Consider the following 19,238-nt stretch of genomic DNA (forward strand, 5'->3'; position numbering starts at 1 on the left):
GCCTCTTCCCGCTGTCGCCGGGGAGGCTCCCAGGGAGCAGGAAAAGCTTCGTTCCGCGTTGGGGGGAACCGCTGGTGCCCGTGGACGTGACCATGCCTCAGCTGGGGGAGAGCATCACCGAAGGGACCATCGCCCGCTGGCTCAAGGCCGTGGGTGATTCCGTGGACCGCTACGAGCCGCTCCTGGAAGTGGTGACCGACAAGGTGAACGCGGAGGTACCCTCGCCGGCGGCCGGGACCCTGGAGGCCATCCTGGTGTCTGAAGGGGAGACGGTGCCCGTCGGGAAGGTCCTGGCCAGGTTGCGGAAACCGGGCGAGGTGGGCGGCGAGAGAGCCGAGGCCGGGACGGAAAGGGTGGAGCCTGGACCTTCGCCCGGGGACCCGCCGGCAGCCGCCGCGGCCGCGGGCGCTCGGCCGCAGCCTGCCGCCGTAGCGGAGCGCCTGTCTCACCCGGCCGCGGCGTCGGGGGAGGTGGCCCAGGCGGGCAACGGTCATGCGGGCCCCTTGCCGCGTGGTGTCTTCTCGCCGGTGGTGCGTCGGCTTGCCTCCGAGCACGGCTTCGACCCGCGCGACGTGCCCGGCACCGGCCGGGGGGGCCGGGTGACTCGGGAGGATGTGCTGGCGTTCCTGGAGCAGCGGCTCGCGGCGACGGCCCTGGACGCCGGGGCTCAGGTGGCCGGCCCGGAGGCAGGGTCCGTCCTGGTCGCGCCGCCGGCAGCCGGCCCCGCGCCGGCGGCTGCCTCGCCCGCGTCGGCGCCCGCTTCCCCGGCGGACGTGGAACGGATCGTCCCATCCCCGATCCGGCGAACCATCGCCCAGCGGATGGTGCAGAGCAGCCAGGAGATCCCCCACGCATGGACCATGGTGGAGGCGGACGTCACCGGCCTGGTGCGGTTGGTGGGGGCCCAGGGCGAGCGCTTCCGGGAGCGGGAAGGGGTGCCGCTCACCTACCTTCCCTTCCTCATCCAGGCGGCCGTGGACGCGTTGAAGGAGTACCCCTTGCTCAACGCCTCGTGGCGGGACGGCGAGATCCTGGTCCACCGTTCCATCCACATCGGGGTGCCCGTGGGGCTGGAGGACGGCCTGATCGTCCCGGTCATACGGGACGCGGACCAGAAGAGCCTGGCCGGTCTGGCCCGGGAGCTGCGCCGCCTGGTGGACCGGGCGCGCGCCGGGCAGCTCACCGTGCCCGAGGTGGAGGGGGCCACCTTCACCGTCAACAACACCGGCGCGTTCGGCTCGATCCTGTCGCGCCCCATCATCAACCCGCCCCAGGCGGGCATCCTCACCCTGGAGGCCATCGTGAAGCGGCCGGTGGTGCTGGAGAGCGACGCCATCGCGGTCCGATCCATGGTGAATCTTTGCCTCTCGCTCGATCACCGGGTCATCGACGGCCTGTACGCCGGGCGGTTCCTCCAGCGGGTGAAGGCGCGGATGGAGGCCTACGGGCCCGAAACGCCTGTCTGAGGCGGGTGCCCGTGAGCCTTGCCCGGGGAGAACGGCGGGTGCGTGCGGATCAGGAGGGGTTGGCCCCGGGCCGGGGGCGGGTGGGCTCGGGGCGGGGCTCGTTCCGGCTGTCGGCGTCGTTCCGCACCTGGCCGTGAAAGGTCTCTTCGGGGGTGAGCACCTCCGCGTCGGCCCGCAGGCGGGAGGTCACCCCGGTTACGCCCCGGGCCCGGGCCGCGGCCGCTTCCGCCTGCCGGGCGGCCTCCCGGTCCGGGACGGTGCCGAAGAGGGTGACCGTGCCCCGGGACACCTGGGGGGTGACGTCGTCGCCGAAGGGGAGCTTGCCCAGCTCCTCGGCCACCTCCATCTCCACGTCGGCGTCGTCGACGGTGCCGTCGGTGCTGATGCTCACCGCCCCCTCGTACCCCTTCACGCCCGGAACGGACCGGACCACTTCCTCCATGTGGCGTTGCTCGGCCAGGCTCTCCACCAGTCCCTGCACCCGGGCCACACCGTCCACCACGTCGGCCCGGAGGCCGTAGGGCGCCAGGCCCTCGTCCTGCTGGAGGGCCCGCGTGACCTCGCGGCTCAGGCCGGTGTCGGGGGCGCGGCCCATCATGGACCCGGTGCGCCGGTCCCCGGCCAGGTCGCGAGGGCTCGTGGCCATCTGGACCTTCTGGGAGTCTTTCTCCCGCGGCTGCGGGTGGCCCTTGGGCCGGTGGGTGTCCCACTGGGTTTCCGGCCGGTGTCGCTCGGGGGGCTTGGGGCTCACGAGGGGCTCTCCTCCTCTGGGCGCACTGCTGTAGCGTCCGAGCGGACGGGGTTGCGGCGGCGCCGGCCCGCGCCGCGGAGGGCGCGCACCGCCTGCCCCGCGGTCCAGTCCGACCGGGCGGGAGCCCTGCCGGCGGCGTCCGCCTCCAGGTCCTCGTACTCCAGTGAGCCGGCCGCCTCTGAGCCGCCGGGGGCGTCGGGCTGGACGGGAGAAGGCGCCGTGGGTTCGCCCTGCTCCGGCACGTCCTCCCGGTTGGGCCACGAGCCTGCCTCCTCCTCGGGAAACCCGAGGCGGTCGGGCTCGTCGAAGGTGGCCGCCTCCAGGTCCCAAGGGGAGGGGCTCGAGGCGAGGGAGCGTCGGCTCCAGGGACGCGGGCGCACGGGCACGACCTTTTCCTCCTTTCTCTTAGGGTTGGTCCGGGCGGGTGCGGCCTATGCCCGCCGGATGCGCGGCAGGCGAGGGAAGGTGGGCCAGTGCTTCCTTCCCGTGGCAAGAGGCCATGGTATAATCAGGGCGGTTCGGCATCGAGCGGTCGAGCGTGGGCGCACGGGGAGGCGCGCGGGTGCTGCTTTTCGTCTACGGGACGCTGAGACGGGGCTTCAAGAACCACGGCCGGTACCTGGCGGGCCGCACGACCTTCGCCGGGAGGGCGGTGCTGCGAGGCGCCGTCCTGGTCCACCTGCCGGAGGGCTACCCTGCGGCCCTGGGCACGGGTGAAGCGGAGGACCTGGTGCACGGCGAGCTTTACCGGCTCCCAGACGACGCCGCCCACGCCCGATCGATCGTCGCCGGGCTGGACGCGCTGGAGGACTACCTGGGACCGGGCGACCCGCGCAACCTGTACGAGCGGGCGGAGCGGGCCGTGGAGGCCGGCGGCGGAACGCGGCCCGTGGCCCTGGTGTACCTCCATGCACGGCCGCAGGAGGCCCTGGAGCGAGGGATCCTCGTCCCCGGGGGCGACTGGACTGCGTTCGTCCGGAGGGAGGCAAGCGGCGCGTGGAGTTGACGCCCCGCTCGTGGCCCCATCTGGAGGAGATCCTGCGCCAGGAGCCGGGCAGGCGGTACGTGCTCCTGGTCCGGAGCCGCCCTGCAGGCGATCAGATGCTCGAACGTCTGGCGCGGCAGGGGGTCTCCTGGGCCAACGTGCGGGTGCGCACGCCGGGGGATCTGGCCCTGGAGCTGGCCGCGCCGGAGCTGGCCCGCCGGGGGCTCGAGCGGGCGACCCGGGGCCAGAGCCTCTACCTGGTGGACGAGCTGGTCCGCTCGGGGTGCGGGGGCGGCTGGTTCCTCCGCCGCGCGGGTCAACCCCCGAACCTGGCCCCGGAGGCGCCTGCCTCGCCCACCGACGGTCTGGTGCGGGCCGTGCACCGGAGCCTGATGGAGCTTCGCCTCCACGGCCTTTCGGCCGCCTCCCTGGACCCGTCCGCCTTCTCGCCGCCGGCCAAGGGCGAGGCCCTGGCCCGACTCCTGGCCGCCTACGAGGACCGCCTGGCCCAGCTCTCCCTGGTGGACGAGCCGGGCGTCCTGCGCCTGGCCGTCGACCAGGCTCCGAGCGACGCCGGCGAGGGCGCCCACGGGGAAGACGGCCCTCTCTGCCTGGTCCCGGCAGGCCTGGAGCTCCTGGGCCTGGAGCGCGAGCTCGTCCGCCGGGCCGGCCGCGGGCGGGTGGCCCGCTTCGCTCCGGGTCGGGGAGGCCCGCGCACCATCGGCTTCTTCCATGCGACCGGACCCGAGGCGGAGCTTCGCTCGGTGCTCCGGCGGGTGCTGGCCGGGGGCGTGCCCCTGGACCAGGTGGAGGTGGTGGCCACCGACGGCGCCGCCTACGCCGAGGTCCTGCACGCCCTGGCCGTACCCATGGGGATCCCCGTCACCTTCGCCGGCGGGCTCGGCATCGAGCACACGTCCCCCGGCCGGGGAGCCCTGGCCTACCTGGACTGGATCATTGGCGGGTATCCGGCAGGCGTGCTGGCCCGGGCGCTGGCCTCGGGCGACCTGGCGCCGGGGCCCGCAGCGACCGGCTTCACCCAGCCCTCGGGTACTGCCTCCGCCGGGCGTCGTGCGGGCGACCGGGCGCGCTCCCTGGCCGACCGGCTCCTGGAAAGCCCCATCGGCTGGGGACGAGAGCGCTATCGGGCCTGGGTGGACGGGCACCGCTTGCGGAGACCGGCCCGGGGCGGGCACGGGGCCTCCGGGGCATCCGGTGAGCCGGATCGGGACCTGGCCGCCTTCCTGGAGGAGCTCCTGGCCCTCACCCCCGACGCGGCCCCCGGGCGGGGCGTGGGGATGGGCGGCGTGGCCCGCGCCCTCCACCGGGTGGTGACCCGGTTCACGGTGGAGCGCTCCCCGCTGGACCGGGGAGGACGGGCCGCGCTCCTGCAGGCTCTGGAGGGGCTGGAGCGGATCGCAGCCCGGGCGGCGGGAGTGGGGCCCGCCGGTGGCGTGAGCGAGGCGGAGGCGGCCGTGGCCGGCGAGGATACAGCCGGGGCAGAGCTCGGTACCGAGACCTTGGAACGGGTGGCCGGCCGGCTGCGTGCCTGGATCGCAGCCCTGAGGGTGGGGCAGGGGGAGCCGAGGCCCGGGACGCTCCACCTGGCCGGCCTGGAGCAGGGCGGCTACTCGGGCCGCCCCCACGTCTTCCTGGTGGGGCTCGACGAGGGGCGCTTCCCCGGCAGGGGCGGGCAGGACCCGCTGCTCCTGGAGGGCGACCGCTCGCGCCTGCCGGGCGGCCTGCCCCTCGCCGGCGAGCGGATGAGCGCGCACCGGAAGAGCCTGCAGGACTTGCTGGACCGCCTGGAAGGCTCGCTCACGTGCAGCTACAGCTCGTGGGACCCGCTCAACGCCCAGGAGGTGGCCCCTTCCGCGGCGCTGCTCGAGCTCTTCCGCCGCTCCAGCGGACGGGCCGATGCGGACTACTCGGCCCTGCGGGAGGCGCTGGGCCCTCCGGATGGGGTGGTTCCCGCGGGCGCGCCGCCGGCGCTGGACCGCTCCGAGGCGTGGCTCGCGGCCATAGCGGTAGGGCCTCCGGAGAGCCGCCGTCTGGCCCATCCGGGGGAGGGTCTCGCCCGGGCCTTCCCGCTGCTGGCCGCCGGCCAGGAGGCGGCTGCGGCGCGGGCATCGGACCGGCTCACCCCCCATGACGGCCAGATCGAGCCGGAAGCCGACCTGGACCCGCGGCGAACGGGGCAGCCGGTCTCGGCAGGCCGGCTCGAGACCCTGGCCGGGTGCCCCCTCAGGTACTTCTTCCGCTATGTGCTGGAGGTCGCACCGCCGGAGCGACCCCAGCTCGATCCGGACCGCTGGCTCGACCCCCTGAGCCGGGGGGGCCTCCTCCATCAGATCTACCGGGCCTTCCTGGAGGAGCGGATCGGCTCGGGCCGGGCCGGGGCCCCCATCGACGCCGCTGACCGGGCCCGCATGGGGGAGCTAGCCCGGGATGCGGCCGGCGAGATGCGCCTGCGGGTGCCGCCGCCGAGCGAGGGCGTCTTCGAGCGGGAGCGGCGCGAGCTCGTGGACGAGGCCCTCTTCTTCGTGAGCCTCGAGGCGGGGCGGGAGGACGGGGGCGTGCCCGTGCTGCTCGAGCGGGCCTTCGGCATGGAGGGCGAGCCCCCGGTGGAGCTCGACCTGGCCGGCGACCCCGCCCGGCCCGAGGTGCTCCGCCTGCTGGGCCGCATCGACCGCATCGACCGGCTTCCGGACGGCTACGCGGTGTGGGACTACAAGACGGGCGCGGCCACCCGCTACGAGAGCGAGCGCACCCACCTGGACGGGGGCCGCCAGCTCCAGCCCGTGCTCTACGCCTGGGCGGCCGAGGCGATTCTCCGCCGTGCCGGCATCGACCCGGACCCCCAGGTGCGCCGCTCGGGCTACCTCATGACCTCCCGCCGCGGGCGCGGCCAGCGGTTGGACAGGCCCCAGGACCCGGCGCGCCGGGAAGCGGCACGGGCGCTGCTCCGGCGGCTGCTGGACGTGGCCGCGGCGGGCACCTTCGCCCCCGCGCCCGACGCGGACCGGCAGTGCCCTTTCTGCGACTACCGGTCCGCGTGCGACGGGCCCGAGGCGGTGCGGCGCGTCCGCGCCAAGGCCGAGGCGGGCGAGGCGCGCCTGGCCCTCTGGGAGGAGGTGCGGCGGTATGAGTGACGGGACGGTGACGGGAGCCGCCGGGGTTGCGCCGATCCTTCCGGACCAGGCCGCCCGCACGCGGATCGTGGAGGACCTGGATACCTGCTTCCTGGTGGAGGCCGGGGCCGGATCGGGCAAGACCCACAGCCTGGTCTCCCGCATGGTGAGCCTCATCGCCTCGGGCCGGGCGCAAACCGAGGGGCTGGCGGCCATCACCTTCACCCGCAAGGCCGCGGCCGAGCTGCGCGAGCGCTTCCAGATCCGGCTGGAGCAGGCGGCCTCCTCCGAGCCGGACCCCGGCCGCCGCGCCCGCCTGCAGGCCGGGGTGGCCACCCTGGACCGGGCGTTCCTGGGCACCATCCACGCCTTCTGCGCCCGCCTGTTGCGGGAGCGGCCCGTGGAGGCGGGCCTGGACCCGGCCTTCCAGGAGATCGACGAGGAGGAGGACGGGCGCTGGGCCCGGGCCGCCTGGGAGGCGTACCTGGAGCGGGTGCGCCGGGACGCGCCCGAGCGCCTGGAGGCGCTGCGCGACCTGGGGGTGGAGCCCCGGGAGCTCTTCGGGCTCTTCCTCACCCTCCACGGCTACCCTGACGTGGAGCCCGTGGTGGCCGACGCGCCCCGCCCGGACGTGGGGCTCGTGCGGCAGGAGCTGCTCGCGTACGTGAGCCGGGCGCGGGCCCGGCTGCCCCGCTCCGAGCCCGCCAAAGGCTGGGACGCTCTGCAGAAGCGGATCCGGCGCATCAGCCAGGAGGCCGGCCACCTGCCGCCCGGGGACGACGTCGCGTTGATCCGGCTGCTGGAGACGTTCGACGTCCATCCCAGACCCACCCTCAACCGCTGGGCGGACCCCGACACCGCCCGCGAGGCGCTGGCCGCGTTCGAATCCTTCCGGGACGGCACGGCGCTCCCCACCCTCAGGGCCTGGCGGGGGCACGTGCACGGGCCGGCGGTGGCTTTCGTCCGCCCGGCGGTGGAGCTGGCCGCCCGCATGCGCGAGCAGGCCGGCGTGGCCAACTTCCAGGACCTGCTCCTGCGGGCGGCCCGGCTCTTGCGGGACGATGCCGACGTGCGGCGGAGCCTGGCCGGGCGGTACACCCACGTGCTGGTGGACGAGTTCCAGGACACGGACCCGATCCAGGCCGAGGTCCTCTTCCTCCTGACGGGGGAGCCGCTCCACGAGACGGACTGGCACCACCTGACCCCCAGGCCGGGCTCGCTCTTCGTGGTGGGCGACCCCAAGCAGTCCATCTACCGCTTCCGCCGGGCGGACATCGAGGTCTACCACCAGGTGAAGCAACGGCTCCTCAGGGGCGGCGGGGAGGTTCTCCACCTGACGGCCAACTTCCGGTCGGTGGAGCCGCTCATCGCGTGGGTGAACCGGGTCTTCGCGGGACCCTTCCCCGACCAGGCCGATCGGTACCAGGCGGCATACGTGCCCCTGACCCCCGTGCGGGCTGCCTCCCCCGGGACCCCTGCCCTGGCGGCGGTCCCGGTGCCGCCGGTGCCGCACCACACGCGGGCGGACGTGGCCCGAGAGGACGCGGCACGGGTCGCGTCCTGGATCGCCTGGGCGTGCGGCGGCGGCCTGGAGCTCGAGCGAAGCCCCGAGGAGCGGGCCCGGGGGGTGGACGGGCGGGCCCGGCCGGGGGACTTCCTGGTGCTCCACCGGGACCGGGCGTACCTCCTGGCCTACGCGGAAGCTCTGGAGGCCCGCGGCATCCCTGCGGAAGTGACGGGCGCCAAGGGGTACGCCGGAGCCTGGGAGGTGGCGGCCTTCCTGGACCTGCTGGGCCTGCTCGCCGACCCCTCCGACCCCGTGAAGCTCCTGGCCGTCTTGCGGGGGCCGCTCTTCGGCCTGAACGACGGCGCGCTCTACCGGTTGGGGCGGGCCCTGGACCAGGGCTGGACGCGCTGGCTCGAGGCCCAGGTGGACGGGCTTCCGGACCCGGGCAAGACCGCCCTCGGCACGCTCCGAGCATGGCATGCCTGGACCGAGAGCCTGCCCACCCAGGCGGCCCTGGAGCAGATCCTGGATGCGACGGGGCTGCTCCCCTGGACCGCGGTCGCACCCGCCGGCGCCGCCCGGGCGGGCAACCTGGTGAAGCTGGCGGAGGTGGCACGGGCGGTCGGCTCAGGCCTCTCCTTCCCCGGCATGGTGGAGGCCCTGCGGCATGTGGTGGAGACGCAGGAGCTAGAGGCGGGAAGCCTCTTTCCGGGACGCCCCCAGGCGGTGCGGGTGATGAACCTCCACCGGGCCAAGGGGCTGGAGGCGCCGGTGGTGGTCCTGGCCCACCCGGTGGGGGCCACGGAGCACGAGCCCTCTTTCCACATCCGGCGGGAATGGGGCGGGGCCAGGGGCCGCTTCGTGGTGCGGGCCCCCTCCCCGGGGTCCGGGAACGGGTGGGGCACGCCCCGGGTGCTGGCGATCCCCCCGAGGTGGGACGAGGCCGCCGCCGAGGAGGCCCGCTACCAGCAGGCCGAGGAGACCCGCCTCCTGTACGTGGCCGCCACCCGGGCCCGCCAGCTGCTGGTGGTGAGCCGGTACCTGGGCAAGCCCGAGCTCAGCCCCTGGCACCCCCTGGAGGAGGGCGGCGCCCTGGATGGCGTCCCCGAGCTCCAGGTGCCGGAGGGTGCGGCCCCTGCGGGCGCGGCGCCCTCGCCCGAGCAGGTGGAGGTGGCGCCCGAAATCGTCGAGGCCGCGCTCCGGCGGACGGAAGAGGCGCTGGCCTGGGCCCGGCGGCCCAGCTCCCTCCATGTGGCGGCGGGCGAGCTGGCCGCGCTGGCGGCAGGCTCGCCGCCCGACGGCACCGGGATCCGAGAGGTCGAGGCCGAGGCTGCCGCTGCTGCCGAGGTGGAGGCAGGCCCGATGGACACGGAGGGGGCGGGGCCGGAGCCGAGGGGCCTCGCTTGGGGAGAGGCAGCACACCGGCTCCTGGAGCTCGTGGTGGTGGCGGCGTGCCGGCGGGTGAGGGGCGGAGGCGGCGGGCGCGGCTCTGGCCGGGAGGCCGCCCCCCTCGAACCCATGGAGCCGGGCGAGCTTCGGGGCCTGGCTCGCCACACGGCCCGGGAGGCGGGGCTCGAACCGCAGGAAGGCGTCGAACCCGAAGAGCTCCTGGCCCGCTGGATGGAGGCCTTCCTCCGCTCCTCCCTCTGGTGCCGGCTGCTCGCGGCAGACCAGGTGGAGGTGGAGGTTCCGCTAGCGCTGGCCCTGACCGCAGGCGAGCTGGCCCGCCTGGAGCCCCAGGCGGGGCTCCGGGTGACGGAAGGGATCGGGGAGGCCACGCCCGTGGTGGTGCAGGGGCAGGCGGACCTCCTCTTCCGCGAGGACGAGGCGTGGGTGCTGGTGGACTACAAGACCGACCGGGCACCCCGGGCGGGCGAGGAAGGGCTCGCCGCGCTGGCCGCCCGCTACGGCCCTCAGGTGCGGGCGTACGCCGAGGCGTGGAGGCGGGCCACGGGCCAGCCGGTGAGGGAGCGGTGGCTCTACCTGGTGCGGTACGGCCGGGCGGTGGCGGTACCGTGAAGCCCGGCGCGGGTTTCTGGGAGTGGGGTTGCCGGGAGGCAAGGCCTGGGACTCGTGCTGATGGCCCCCGTCGACGTGGTCCTTTCGGAGACCACCGTGGTTCGGCCCGACGTGCTCTTCATGCTTGCCCGATCTCCAGAGGGATGGTGACGGGCTCTTCCCTGGCGTGAGGGTTCAGCGCGGCCCATCGGTCCCCCGCACCCGCAGCGAGCGTAGCCGGTTCACGGCTGCCCCCACCTCCAGCAGCCGGGGCATGGCCAGGTCCCCCACGGGCGAACCGAAGGGCGAGAGCACGTCCAGTCCCTTCTCTTCCAGTTCCCGAAAGGCTTGCTCCAGGCCCTCCCGGAGCGGCGTGCGCCCGTCCAGGTACCGGCCCCCCAGGCGGGAGAGGAGCGCGCCGATGGCCCGGGTCTGGGACGGGTCCACGATCTGCTCCACCGCCTGGAGGTCGATGGACTCCCAGCCGAAGCGGATCTCGTCGGTCTCGCGGGCCCGGACCTTCACCCTGCCCCTCTGGGCGCGGGGATCCAGGCCCTGGGCCAGGGGGATGCGGGGCTCGGGCCGGGGGAAGCCCTGGCTCTCCTCCTGGAGCCGGCCGGTGGGGAAGGTCCGGGCCACCTCCCGAGCCCGCTCGGTGGCATCCAGCGCCCGGTAGCGGTCCATGTGGATCACCGTGTCGGCCACGTCCAGGTAGTCGCCGGCGCCGCCCACGACGATGACCGATGAGACCCCCAGCTCCTGGAAGAGGGCGCGCACCCGGTCCACGAAGGGGGTGATGGGCTCCCGATCCTTGCTCACCAGCGCCTGCATCCGCCGGTCGCGAATCATGAAGTTGGTCGCGCTGGTGTCCTCGTCGATGAGGAGCAGGCGCGCCCCCAGCTCGAGCGCCTCGACGATGTTGGCGGCCTGGGAGGTGCTGCCCGAGGCCTCGTCGGTGCAGAACCGGCGGGTGTCGGCGTCGAAGGGCAGGCCGCGGATGAAGGGGCTGATGTCCACCTGCTCGATCCGCCGGCCGTCCTCGGCCCGGATCTTGACGGCGGTGGCGTCGGTCACCACCCGCTCGCGCCCGTCGCCCGGCACGTGGTCGTAGACCCCCCGGCTGAGCGCCCGCAGCAGGGTGGACTTGCCGTGGTAGCCGCCGCCTACGATGAGGGTGACGCCCCGGGGGATCCCCAGGCCCCGCACCGGCCCGCTGTGGGGCGTCTCCAGGGTGACCGCCAGCGAGTCCGGCGCCTCGAAGGCGAGCACGTGCGGTCCCCGGAGGGGCCGGTCGCTCACGCCGCTCTCCCGGGGGAGGATGGCCCCGTCGGCCACGAAGGCGACCAGGCTCCGCTCGGCCAGAGCCGCCCGGAGGGCCTGCTGGTCTTCCACCGCGTGAATCTGAGCTTCCAGGCTCCACAGGTTTCCCTCGCGGGGACCCCGCCCCACGAGCTCCGGGCGCTCCAGGGTGAGCGCGTGCTCCACCAGCGCCGGGATCTGCTCACAGAGGAGGTCGATGGCCTCACGCCCCAGGATGCGCCGGCCGCCTGCGGGCAGCCCGGCGACGAAGCGGAGCTCCACCATCCGAGGCGAGACCACCGCCGCGCTGCGGGCGAGGATCTCCTGGCCCGGGCGGTCGATGGCGATGAGGCCGCTCTTGCCGCTGCCCCGGCGGCCGCCCCGGGCGCCGGCGTCCAGGGCCGCGGCGAAGCGGCGGGCCAGCCAGTCGGCGGTGGCGACGCGGCGGGCAGGTGTCGCATGTGCCCACTCGGGGAGGCCCATGGCCGCGGGCGCCCGCAGGATGCGCAGGCGCGAGGGCGCGGCGAAGGGGTCCCCCTGAACGTGGTCGATGGCCAGGGTGAAGCCGTCGAAGGCGTAGCGGCCGGTGATCTCCTTGTAGGCCGGGTAGCCCCGCCCGTCGATGCGGGCCAGCTCCCGCCGGAGGTCGGCCTGGGTGGGAAGGATGCGCGTCGGTTCCACGTGAGGGATCCTCCTGGTCCGTCGTTCCGCGACCCCTACCTTACCACACCTTCCGACGGACCTCCACCCACGTGCTCTGGTACGTGGCGCCCTCGCCCATGTCGGTCAGCTCGCTCGAGGTGAGCACGTTCAGCGGGCCGCCCGAAAGGAAGAAGCGAGCCGATCGCTGGCCGGCCACCACCGCCAGGCCGGGGGGGACGTCGTCGCTCACCTCCAGGTGGAGACCCGCGTGCCCCCGGTCGTTGTAGAGCTCCACCTCGTCCCCGGGCTTCAGCCCCCGGCCTGCGGCCTCCTGCGGGTTCACCACCACCCGCGACGCTCCGGCCCGGCGCCGGAGGGTCTCCACCCCTTCGAAACCCGTGTGCGACTGGAAGGTGTCCGGCGTGGAGAGGAGGCGGAGCGGGTACGGAGGGACCTGACCGGGCGGCAGGTCGGGCACGTACTCGGGTGCCCGGGTGAAATCGACCCGGCCCGACGGCGTGCCCCAGCGTCCGGGCCCGCCGGTGGGCGAGGCCTTCACCCGCCTGCCCCGGAGCAGTGCCTCCGCCGTCTCCTCCCCCGCCACCGCCCGGAGGTGGTCCGGGACGCTCCGGGTGAAGACCGGGTCGGTGAGCCCCAGGCGCGCCGCGAGCTCCTGGATCACCCACGCGTTGGAGCGGGCCTCGCCCTGGGGCGACAGGACGGGCCGGGCGTGGCGCAGGTAGAGGTGGCCGTAGCTCCGGAAGAAGTCCTCGGTCTCCATGGCGGTGGTGGCAGGCAGCACCAGGTCCGCCAGGGCGGCCGTGTCGGTCATGAAAGTGTCGTGCACCACGGCGAAGATGTCCTCCCGCAGGAGGCCCTGGCGCACCCGGCCCGCGTCGGGGCAGGTGACCGCCGGGTTGTTGGCCATGACCAACAGCGCCATCACCGGAGGATCCTGGAGCTCGGTGAGGGCCGCCCCCAGGCGCGCATGGTTGATCACCCGGGTGGGCCGGGGCAGCAGGTCTGGCCGCCGGAGGGCGTCGTAGTCCAGACCGAACGCGTGGGCGGTCTCCAGGAAGGCGCCCGCGCCGGGCCTCTCCCAGGCTCCCAGGAGCGCGGCCAGGAGGGCCACGGCCAGGACGGCCCGCCCGCCGGTCCGGTGCCGGGCGAGGGCGGGTCCGATTCGGATGAAGGGCGCCCGGGCTGCGGCCAGCTCCCGGGCCAGGCGCTCCACCTGGCCGGCGGTGAGGCCGGTCTCCGCCGCGGCCCACTCGGGCGTGTACCGGGCGGCCACCTGCTCGGCCCAGGCCTCCCAGCCCGTCGCGTCGCGCCGGAGGTAGTCGAGGTCGGCGAGGCCGTCCCTGAAGAGGACGTGGGCGACGCCCAGGGCCAGGGCGGCGTCGGTGCCCACCCGGACGGGGAGGAACCAGTCGGCCCGGCGGGCCGTGCGGTTGGGGATGGGCGCGATGGCCACCAGGCGCGCCCCCTGGCGGCGGGCGTCGTCGATGAAGGGCAGCAGGTGCACGTTGGTGGTGGCCACGTCCGCGCCCCAGGCGACGACCAGGTCCGAGCGGGCCGCATCCTCCGGATCCAGGGGCGACACGTCGCCGTAGGCTGCCGCCCAGCCCGCCTCGGCCGCGGTGTCGCAGACGGTGCTGAGCTGGACCTGGGAGGCGCCCAGGGCGTGGAAGAGCGCCCGGGGCAGGCCCCGGCTCACCTGGCCCATGTGGCCGCTGTAAGCGTAGCCCACCAGGGCCTCGGAGCCCCACTCGGCCTGGATGGCCCGCCAGCGCGTGACGATCTCGTCCAGGGCCTCGTCCCACGAGACGGGCTCCCATGCGCCGGAGCCCTTGGGACCCTTCCGCCGCAAGGGCTGGAGGAGCCGCTCGGGCGAGTGCACCCGCTCCGGGTAGCGGTTCACCTTGGCACAAAGGAAGCCCCGGGTGAAAGGATCCTCCGGATCACCCGCCACGCGCACCAGCCGGCCATCCTGGACCATGGCCAGCATGGCGCAGGTGTCCGGGCAGTCGTGCGGGCAGACGGTGTGCAGCCGGGTCGCCGGCATGGGTGCCACCTCCGTGTCAGTCCTGAGCCTCCTCGAACGCCTCCACGTCAGCCACCGCCAGGCGTGCGGACTCCCCCCAGAAGCCGGGGCGGGTGAGGTCCACGTCCAGGTGGCGGTGGGCCAGCTCCTCCACGGTCATGCGGCCCGTGTCGCGGAGCAGGGCGACGTAGCGGGGCGCGAAGGCGGCGCCCTCCTGGGCGGCCCGCCCGTAGACCCCGGTGCTGAAGAGGTACCCGAAGGTGTAGGGGAAGTTGTAGAAGGGCTGGCCCGTCAGGTAGAAGTGGAGCTTGGAGGCCCAGAACGTGGGGTGGTACCCGCCCAGGGCATCGTGAAAGGCCTCCCGCTGGGCTTCCTCCATGATCCGGTTCAGCTCGGGCACGCTCACGGGGCCGCCCCGCCGGGCCTGGTAGAATCGGGTCTCGAAGAGGAAGCGGGCGTGGATGTTCATGAAGAAGGCAGCGGCGTCCTGGAGCTTCTGGTCCAGGAGGGCGAGCCGCTCGTCGGGGGAAGAGGCCTGGCGGAGGGCGGCGTTGGTGACGATCCGCTCCGCGAAGGTGGAAGCCGTCTCGGCCAGGGCCATGGGGTAGCGCTGGGCCCAAGGCGGCAGGCCGTCCATGACGTGCTGGTGGTAGGCGTGCCCCAGCTCGTGGGCCAGGGTGGAGACGTTGTCGGGCGTGCCCGAGAAGGTGGTGAAGATCCGGGACTGGCGGCTCAGGGGGAAGCTGGTGCAGAAGCCCCCGGGGCGCTTACCGGGCCGGTCCTCGGCCTCGATCCAGCGCCTCTCGAAGGCGTTTCGGGCGAAGTCGGCCAGCTCGGGGCTGAAGCGGCCGAAGTGCTCGATCACGAAGGCGGCCGCCTCGTCGTAGGTGAAGCGCCGCTCCACCCGGCCCACGGGCGCCGAGAGGTCGTGCCACTGCAGGCGGTCCACCCCCAGGAGCTCCGCCTTCCTCTTCAGGTAGCGGAGGAGCGGCTCCTTGGTCCGCTCCACGGCTTCCCACATGGCGTTCAAGGTCGCTTCGGACATGTGGTTGGCGTCGAGCGGTTCCTTCAGCACCGACGTCCAGCCCCGTCGCTCGTACAGGTTCAGCCGGAAGCCCGAAAGGTGGTTGAGGGCCGCGGCGCAAAGGTCCGCCTCCTGGTTCCACGCCTCCTGGTAGCGGGGCCAGAGCGCCTCGCGCACCCCCCGGTCCGGCGACTGGAGGCGGTTGGCCACCTGGCCCACCGAGAGCTCCTTGGTCTCCCCCTCTTCCTCGACGGGGATGCGGATGCGCCCCACCACCGTGTCGTAGAGGGAGCCCCAGGCGTGGTAGCCGTCCACCGCCAGCGCGGTCGCGAGGGTCTCCTGCTCGGGCGGAAGCTGCTGGGCGGCCAGGCGACGGCGCTCGCTCAGGGTGAAGCGGACCGGCTGCAGCCGCTCGTCCTCCAGGAGCGCGGTCCAATCGGCCTCGGGCAGCGCGAGGATCGCCCCGTCGAGGGCGATGAGGAGCCGGTCGTAGGTGGCGTCCATCTGGGTGAGGCGCCCCCGCAGGAGGCGGGCGGGCTCGTCATGCACGTCCTGTGCGGTGAGGCAGCTCACGAAGGCGAAGGCTTGGCGCAGGCGGGAGGCGGCGTCCTGCAGCGCATCCAGCACCTGAACCCACGCGTCCCGGCCGGCGGGCCGGGCAGCGGCCGCGTCCGAACCATGGGCCCTTCCCTCTGAGCGGGGGTCCCCGGCCTGCGCGCCACCGCCGCCGGGACGGCTCAGGGCCTCCACAGGGCCGGCCAGGTCCTCCAGGTCCGCGGCCAGGCGCTCGAGGAAGGCGGCGAAACCCTCAGAACGGCTGCCTCCGGGAAAGAAGACGTCCAGGTCCCACGTGGGCTGGTAGGCGGGCAACGGGCATGCTCCTCCCTTGAGGTGGTGTTCCAAAGAGGATTCCGCCGGCGGGGTCGTCATACCTGCCTTGCGGCAGGAGTTGGGGAACCCCGGGGAGTAACCGTGGCAGGGGCGACGGTCAGGGCGACGCCCGGGCGGGTGCCAAGACGGCGCCCGAGGACAGCGCGTGTGAACAGGAGGGGTCCTTGCGTGAACCACCGGAGGCTGGGCAGAACAGCGCTGCAGGTTTCTGAAATCGGCTACGGGGCGTGGGGCATCGGCAAGAGCATGTGGATCGGCGCCCAGGACGACGAGTCCCTGCGGGCGCTCCACCGGGCCATCGAGCTGGGCGTGAACTTCATCGACACGGCGCTGGTCTACGGTGACGGGCACAGCGAGCAGCTGGTGGGCCAGGTGGTACGCGACCACGCCGAGACCATCTACGTGGCCACCAAGGTGCCGCCCAAGAACGGCGAGTGGCCGGCCCGGGCGGGCGTGCCCGCGGAGGAGGCTTTCCCCGGCGACCACGTCCGCGCCTCGGCCGAGCAGAGCCTGCGCAACCTGGGGATGGAGGCGGTGGACCTGCTCCAGCTCCACGTCTGGTCCGACGAGTGGGTCGGCCGGGGCGACTGGCTGGAGGCGGTGCAGCGGCTGAAGGAGGAGGGCAAGATCCGTTTCTTCGGGGTCTCCATCAACGACCACCAGCCGTGGAACGCGCTGAAGCTGATCGAGACGGGCGTGGTCGACACGGTCCAGGTGATCTACAACATCTTCGACCAAAGCCCCGAGGACGAGCTCTTCCCAGCCTGCCAGCGGCACGACGTGGGGGTCATCGTCCGGGTGCCCCTGGACGAGGGCGGCCTCACGGGCAAGATCACCCCCGAGACCACCTTCCCGCACGGGGACTTCCGCACCCACTACTTCCGGGGAGACCGGAAGCGCGAGGTGCAGCAGCGGGTGGAGCGAATCGCCGCGGATCTGGGGATCACGGTGGAAGAGGTGCCCGAGGCGGCCCTCCGCTTCACCCTGAGCCACCCCTCCGTTTCCACGGTGATCCCGGGCATGCGCTCGGTACGGAACGTGGAGCGGAACAGCGCGGCCGGCGACGGGAAGGGCCTGCCGCCCGCGCAGGTGGAGAGACTGCGGGCGCACCGCTGGATCCGGAACTTCTACGAGTAAGGTCGGCTCGAATGAGACGGCGTGCTGGGGGTGGGGCCACCGCCCCACCCCCAGAGGTCGTTCCAGGGAAGGCTCGCCCCGCGCCGGGTCCGCCTAGCGGCGCGCGCCTTGGGCCATGGCCCGGATGGTCTCCACCACCTCGGGGTTGGCCAGGGTGGTGACGTCGCCCACGTCGTCGCTGCCGTTGGAGATGGCCGCCAGGATCCGCCGCATGATCTTGCCCGAGCGGGTCTTGGGCATGTCGGGGACGATGTGGATCGACCGGGGCCGGGCGATGGGGCTGATCTCCTTCACCACCGCCTCGCTGATGCGCTTCACCAGCCCGTCGCCGGCCTCGTAGCCGGGGTGCAGCGACACGTAGAGGTCCGGCACCGTGCCCTTCAGCTCGTCGCGGGCGGCCACCACCGCCGCCTCGGCCACCTCGGGGACGCTGAGGGCCGCGTTCTCGATCTCCTTGGTGCCCAGCCGGTGTCCGGCCACGTTGATGACATCGTCGATGCGGCCGAGGATGCGGATGTAGCCGTCCTCAGCCTGCATGGCGCCGTCGCCCGCCATGTAGGGCCAGTCGCGCCAGTCCTGGCTGCCGGGGTCCTTGTTGAACCGGGCGAAGTAGGTCCGCACGTACCGGTCCGGATCGCCCCAGATAGTCTGGAACTGGCCGGGCCACGGGTTCCGGATGCAGAGGTAGCCGGCCCGGCCGGACCCGGCCGGGATCTCGTTGCCGTTCTCGTCGAAGACGACGGGGTAGACGCCCAACACCCCAGGGCCGGCGCTGCCGGGCTTCATGGCGTGCAGCGCCGGGGCCGTGGAGCAGAGGAAGCCGCCGGTTTCGGTCTGCCACCAGGTGTCGACGATGACTGCCTCGCCCTTGCCCACCACGTGGTAGTACCAGCGCCAGACGTCGGGCTCGATGGGCTCGCCCACGGTGGTCATGTGCTTGAAGTGGTAGTGGTACTTCCCGGGCTCCTCGGGCCCCGCCTTGCGCAGGCCCCGGATGGCGGTGGGCGAGGTGTGGAAGATGTTCACGCCCAACTCCTCGGCGATGCGCCAGGGGCGGCCGGCGTCGGGGTAGGTGGGCACACCCTCGTAGACCACCGTGGAGGCGCCCAGGGCCAGCGGCCCGTAGACGATGTACGAGTGGCCGGTGATCCAGCCGATGTCGGCCATGCACCAGTAGACGTCCTCGGGATGGAGGTCCTGGTAGTACTTGGTGGTGCCGGCCACGTAGGAGAGGTAGCCGCCGATGCTGTGCTGCGCCCCCTTGGGCTTGCCCGTGGAGCCGCTGGTGTACATGAGGAAGAGCGGGTCCTCGGCCGGCATGGAGACCGGCTCCACGGTTCGGTGGCGGTACTCCTTGAGAAGGTCGTTGACGAGGACGTCCCGCCCCTCGACCAGCGGGGTGGGGCTCGAGGTCCTCCCCGGGTGCCGCTGCCATACCAGCACCTTGTCGACCGTGAGGCCCTCCTTGGCTGCCTCCGCCACGGTAACGTCGGCCTTCTCCTTGTGGTCCAGGAGCTTGCCGTTGCGGTAATAGGCGTCCATGGTGACCAGCACGCGGGAGCCGGAGTCCACCATCCGCTCTGCGGCCGCCTTGCCGCTGAACCCGCCGAAGACCACCGAGTGGATGGCCCCCAGGCGGGCGCAGGCCAGCATGGCGATGGGGAGCTCGGCCACCATCGGCATGTGGATGGTCACCCGGTCGCCCGCCTCGACGCCGGCGAAGTCGCGCAGGAGCGCGGCGAACTCGTTCACCCGCAGGTAGAGCTCCTGGTAGGTGACGTGCTGGATGGGCTCGTCCTCGGGCTCGGGGACGAAGTGGATCGCCGTCTTGTTCCGGTGCCTGGGCAGGTGCCGGTCCACGCAGTTGTGGGCCGCGTTGAGCCGCCCGCCCACGAACCACTTCCAGAAGGGCGGGTTGCTGGTGTCGAGCGTGGTCTCCCAGTACCGGTCCCAGTCCAGGAGGTCCGCGTACTCCTTGAAGCACTCGGGGAAGTGCTCGAGGCTGAAGCGCTCGTAGGCCTTCCGATCCGCCAGGTTGGCCTGGGCGATGAACTCCGGGGAGGGGTGGTAGTACTCCTCCTCACCCCAGTGGACCGCGATCTCTGCTTCGGACGGAGTGACATGGTTCTGGTCCGCCATCTTTCCACCCCCGATGGTAGAAGCTCTTACCATTTTAAGAAATCCTGACGTTGCACGTCAAATGAAAGTGCGCGTGAATACGGGAACGAGAGCGCGACAAGCGGCGTGAGGGTGTCTCCACCGCCGGCACCCGGAAGGTTCCGGCCCGCATCGGAGGCCCTTCGGCGGCGGGGCTCGCCCGAGCCCTCCGCCGGCGGCCAGGGGATGGCGGTGAGCCTGGCGAA

At 73.4% G+C, this 19,238-nt stretch carries 11 protein-coding genes; 5 read left to right on the forward strand and 6 right to left on the reverse strand.

Going from position 1 to position 19,238, the window contains the following annotated elements:
- The first annotated feature begins 74 nt into the window (after positions 1 to 74).
- A complete protein-coding gene (locus tag LIP_RS03885; RefSeq protein WP_144440311.1) occupies positions 75 to 1,466 on the forward strand; it encodes a dihydrolipoamide acetyltransferase family protein in 1,392 nt (463 codons plus the stop codon).
- A 49-nt stretch (positions 1,467 to 1,515) separates the two neighbouring features.
- Here the strand turns inward: LIP_RS03885 and LIP_RS03890 are convergent, their stop codons facing one another.
- Both LIP_RS03890 and LIP_RS03895 read right to left on the reverse strand, forming a co-directional pair.
- Positions 1,516 to 2,217: a BON domain-containing protein gene (locus tag LIP_RS03890; RefSeq protein ID WP_068134605.1), complete on the reverse strand. Its 702-nt coding sequence runs from the start codon at positions 2,215 to 2,217 to the stop codon at positions 1,516 to 1,518.
- Complete coding sequence (locus tag LIP_RS03895; RefSeq protein WP_068134608.1) at positions 2,214 to 2,603, reverse strand: hypothetical protein; 390 nt, start codon at positions 2,601 to 2,603, stop codon at positions 2,214 to 2,216. Before LIP_RS03895 ends, LIP_RS03890 begins: the two co-directional genes overlap by 4 nt.
- 176 nt (positions 2,604 to 2,779) lie before the next feature.
- Between LIP_RS03895 and LIP_RS03900 the strand changes: the two genes are divergently transcribed.
- Genes LIP_RS03900 through LIP_RS19955 form a run of 3 tightly spaced genes read left to right on the forward strand, consistent with a single transcriptional unit; the run spans position 2,780 to position 9,859 of the window.
- Positions 2,780 to 3,223, forward strand: coding sequence for a gamma-glutamylcyclotransferase family protein (locus LIP_RS03900; protein WP_068134609.1), 444 nt, complete (start codon positions 2,780 to 2,782; stop codon positions 3,221 to 3,223).
- Entirely contained in the window at positions 3,214 to 6,354 is a 3,141-nt protein-coding gene (locus LIP_RS03905) for a PD-(D/E)XK nuclease family protein (protein WP_068134613.1), read from the forward strand. The genes LIP_RS03900 and LIP_RS03905 overlap by 10 nt, the downstream gene beginning before the upstream one ends.
- Positions 6,347 to 9,859, forward strand: a complete 3,513-nt coding sequence (locus tag LIP_RS19955; protein ID WP_068134617.1) for a UvrD-helicase domain-containing protein — start codon at positions 6,347 to 6,349, stop codon at positions 9,857 to 9,859. Before LIP_RS03905 ends, LIP_RS19955 begins: the two co-directional genes overlap by 8 nt.
- 174 nt (positions 9,860 to 10,033) lie before the next feature.
- Here LIP_RS19955 and LIP_RS03915 read toward each other — a convergent pair whose 3' ends face one another.
- The 3 genes from LIP_RS03915 to LIP_RS03925 are packed head-to-tail and all read right to left on the reverse strand — an operon-like array spanning position 10,034 to position 15,777.
- On the reverse strand, positions 10,034 to 11,818 hold the full coding sequence (locus tag LIP_RS03915; protein WP_082725823.1) for an ABC-ATPase domain-containing protein: 1,785 nt from the start codon (positions 11,816 to 11,818) through the stop codon (positions 10,034 to 10,036).
- Between the two features lie 40 nt (positions 11,819 to 11,858).
- Positions 11,859 to 13,844, reverse strand: coding sequence for a molybdopterin-containing oxidoreductase family protein (locus LIP_RS03920; RefSeq protein WP_068134620.1), 1,986 nt, complete (start codon positions 13,842 to 13,844; stop codon positions 11,859 to 11,861).
- A 16-nt stretch (positions 13,845 to 13,860) separates the two neighbouring features.
- Positions 13,861 to 15,777, reverse strand: coding sequence for a M3 family oligoendopeptidase (locus tag LIP_RS03925; protein WP_082725824.1), 1,917 nt, complete (start codon positions 15,775 to 15,777; stop codon positions 13,861 to 13,863).
- Positions 15,778 to 15,906: 129 nt separating this feature from the next.
- Between LIP_RS03925 and LIP_RS03930 the strand changes: the two genes are divergently transcribed.
- Positions 15,907 to 16,875, forward strand: coding sequence for an aldo/keto reductase (locus tag LIP_RS03930; RefSeq protein ID WP_068134625.1), 969 nt, complete (start codon positions 15,907 to 15,909; stop codon positions 16,873 to 16,875).
- Positions 16,876 to 16,968: 93 nt separating this feature from the next.
- Here LIP_RS03930 and acs read toward each other — a convergent pair whose 3' ends face one another.
- The gene (acs, locus tag LIP_RS03935; protein ID WP_068134629.1) at positions 16,969 to 19,014 is read right to left on the reverse strand and encodes an acetate--CoA ligase; all 2,046 of its coding nucleotides are present in this window, start codon (positions 19,012 to 19,014) and stop codon (positions 16,969 to 16,971) included.
- Positions 19,015 to 19,238 lie beyond the last annotated feature (224 nt).

The organism is Limnochorda pilosa (assembly GCF_001544015.1).
GTDB classification, from domain to species: Bacteria; Bacillota; Limnochordia; order Limnochordales; family Limnochordaceae; genus Limnochorda; species Limnochorda pilosa.

Bases quoted from the DNA above. Each gene is read 5' to 3' on its own strand.
- LIP_RS03925 (WP_082725824.1), bottom strand. From the start codon at position 15,777: ATGACGACCCCGCCGGCGGAATCCTCTTTGGAACACCACCTCAAGGGA.
- LIP_RS19955 (WP_068134617.1), top strand. From the start codon at position 6,347: ATGAGTGACGGGACGGTGACGGGAGCCGCCGGGGTTGCGCCGATCCTT.
- acs (WP_068134629.1), bottom strand. From the start codon at position 19,014: ATGGCGGACCAGAACCATGTCACTCCGTCCGAAGCAGAGATCGCGGTC.
- LIP_RS03920 (WP_068134620.1), bottom strand. From the start codon at position 13,844: ATGCCGGCGACCCGGCTGCACACCGTCTGCCCGCACGACTGCCCGGAC.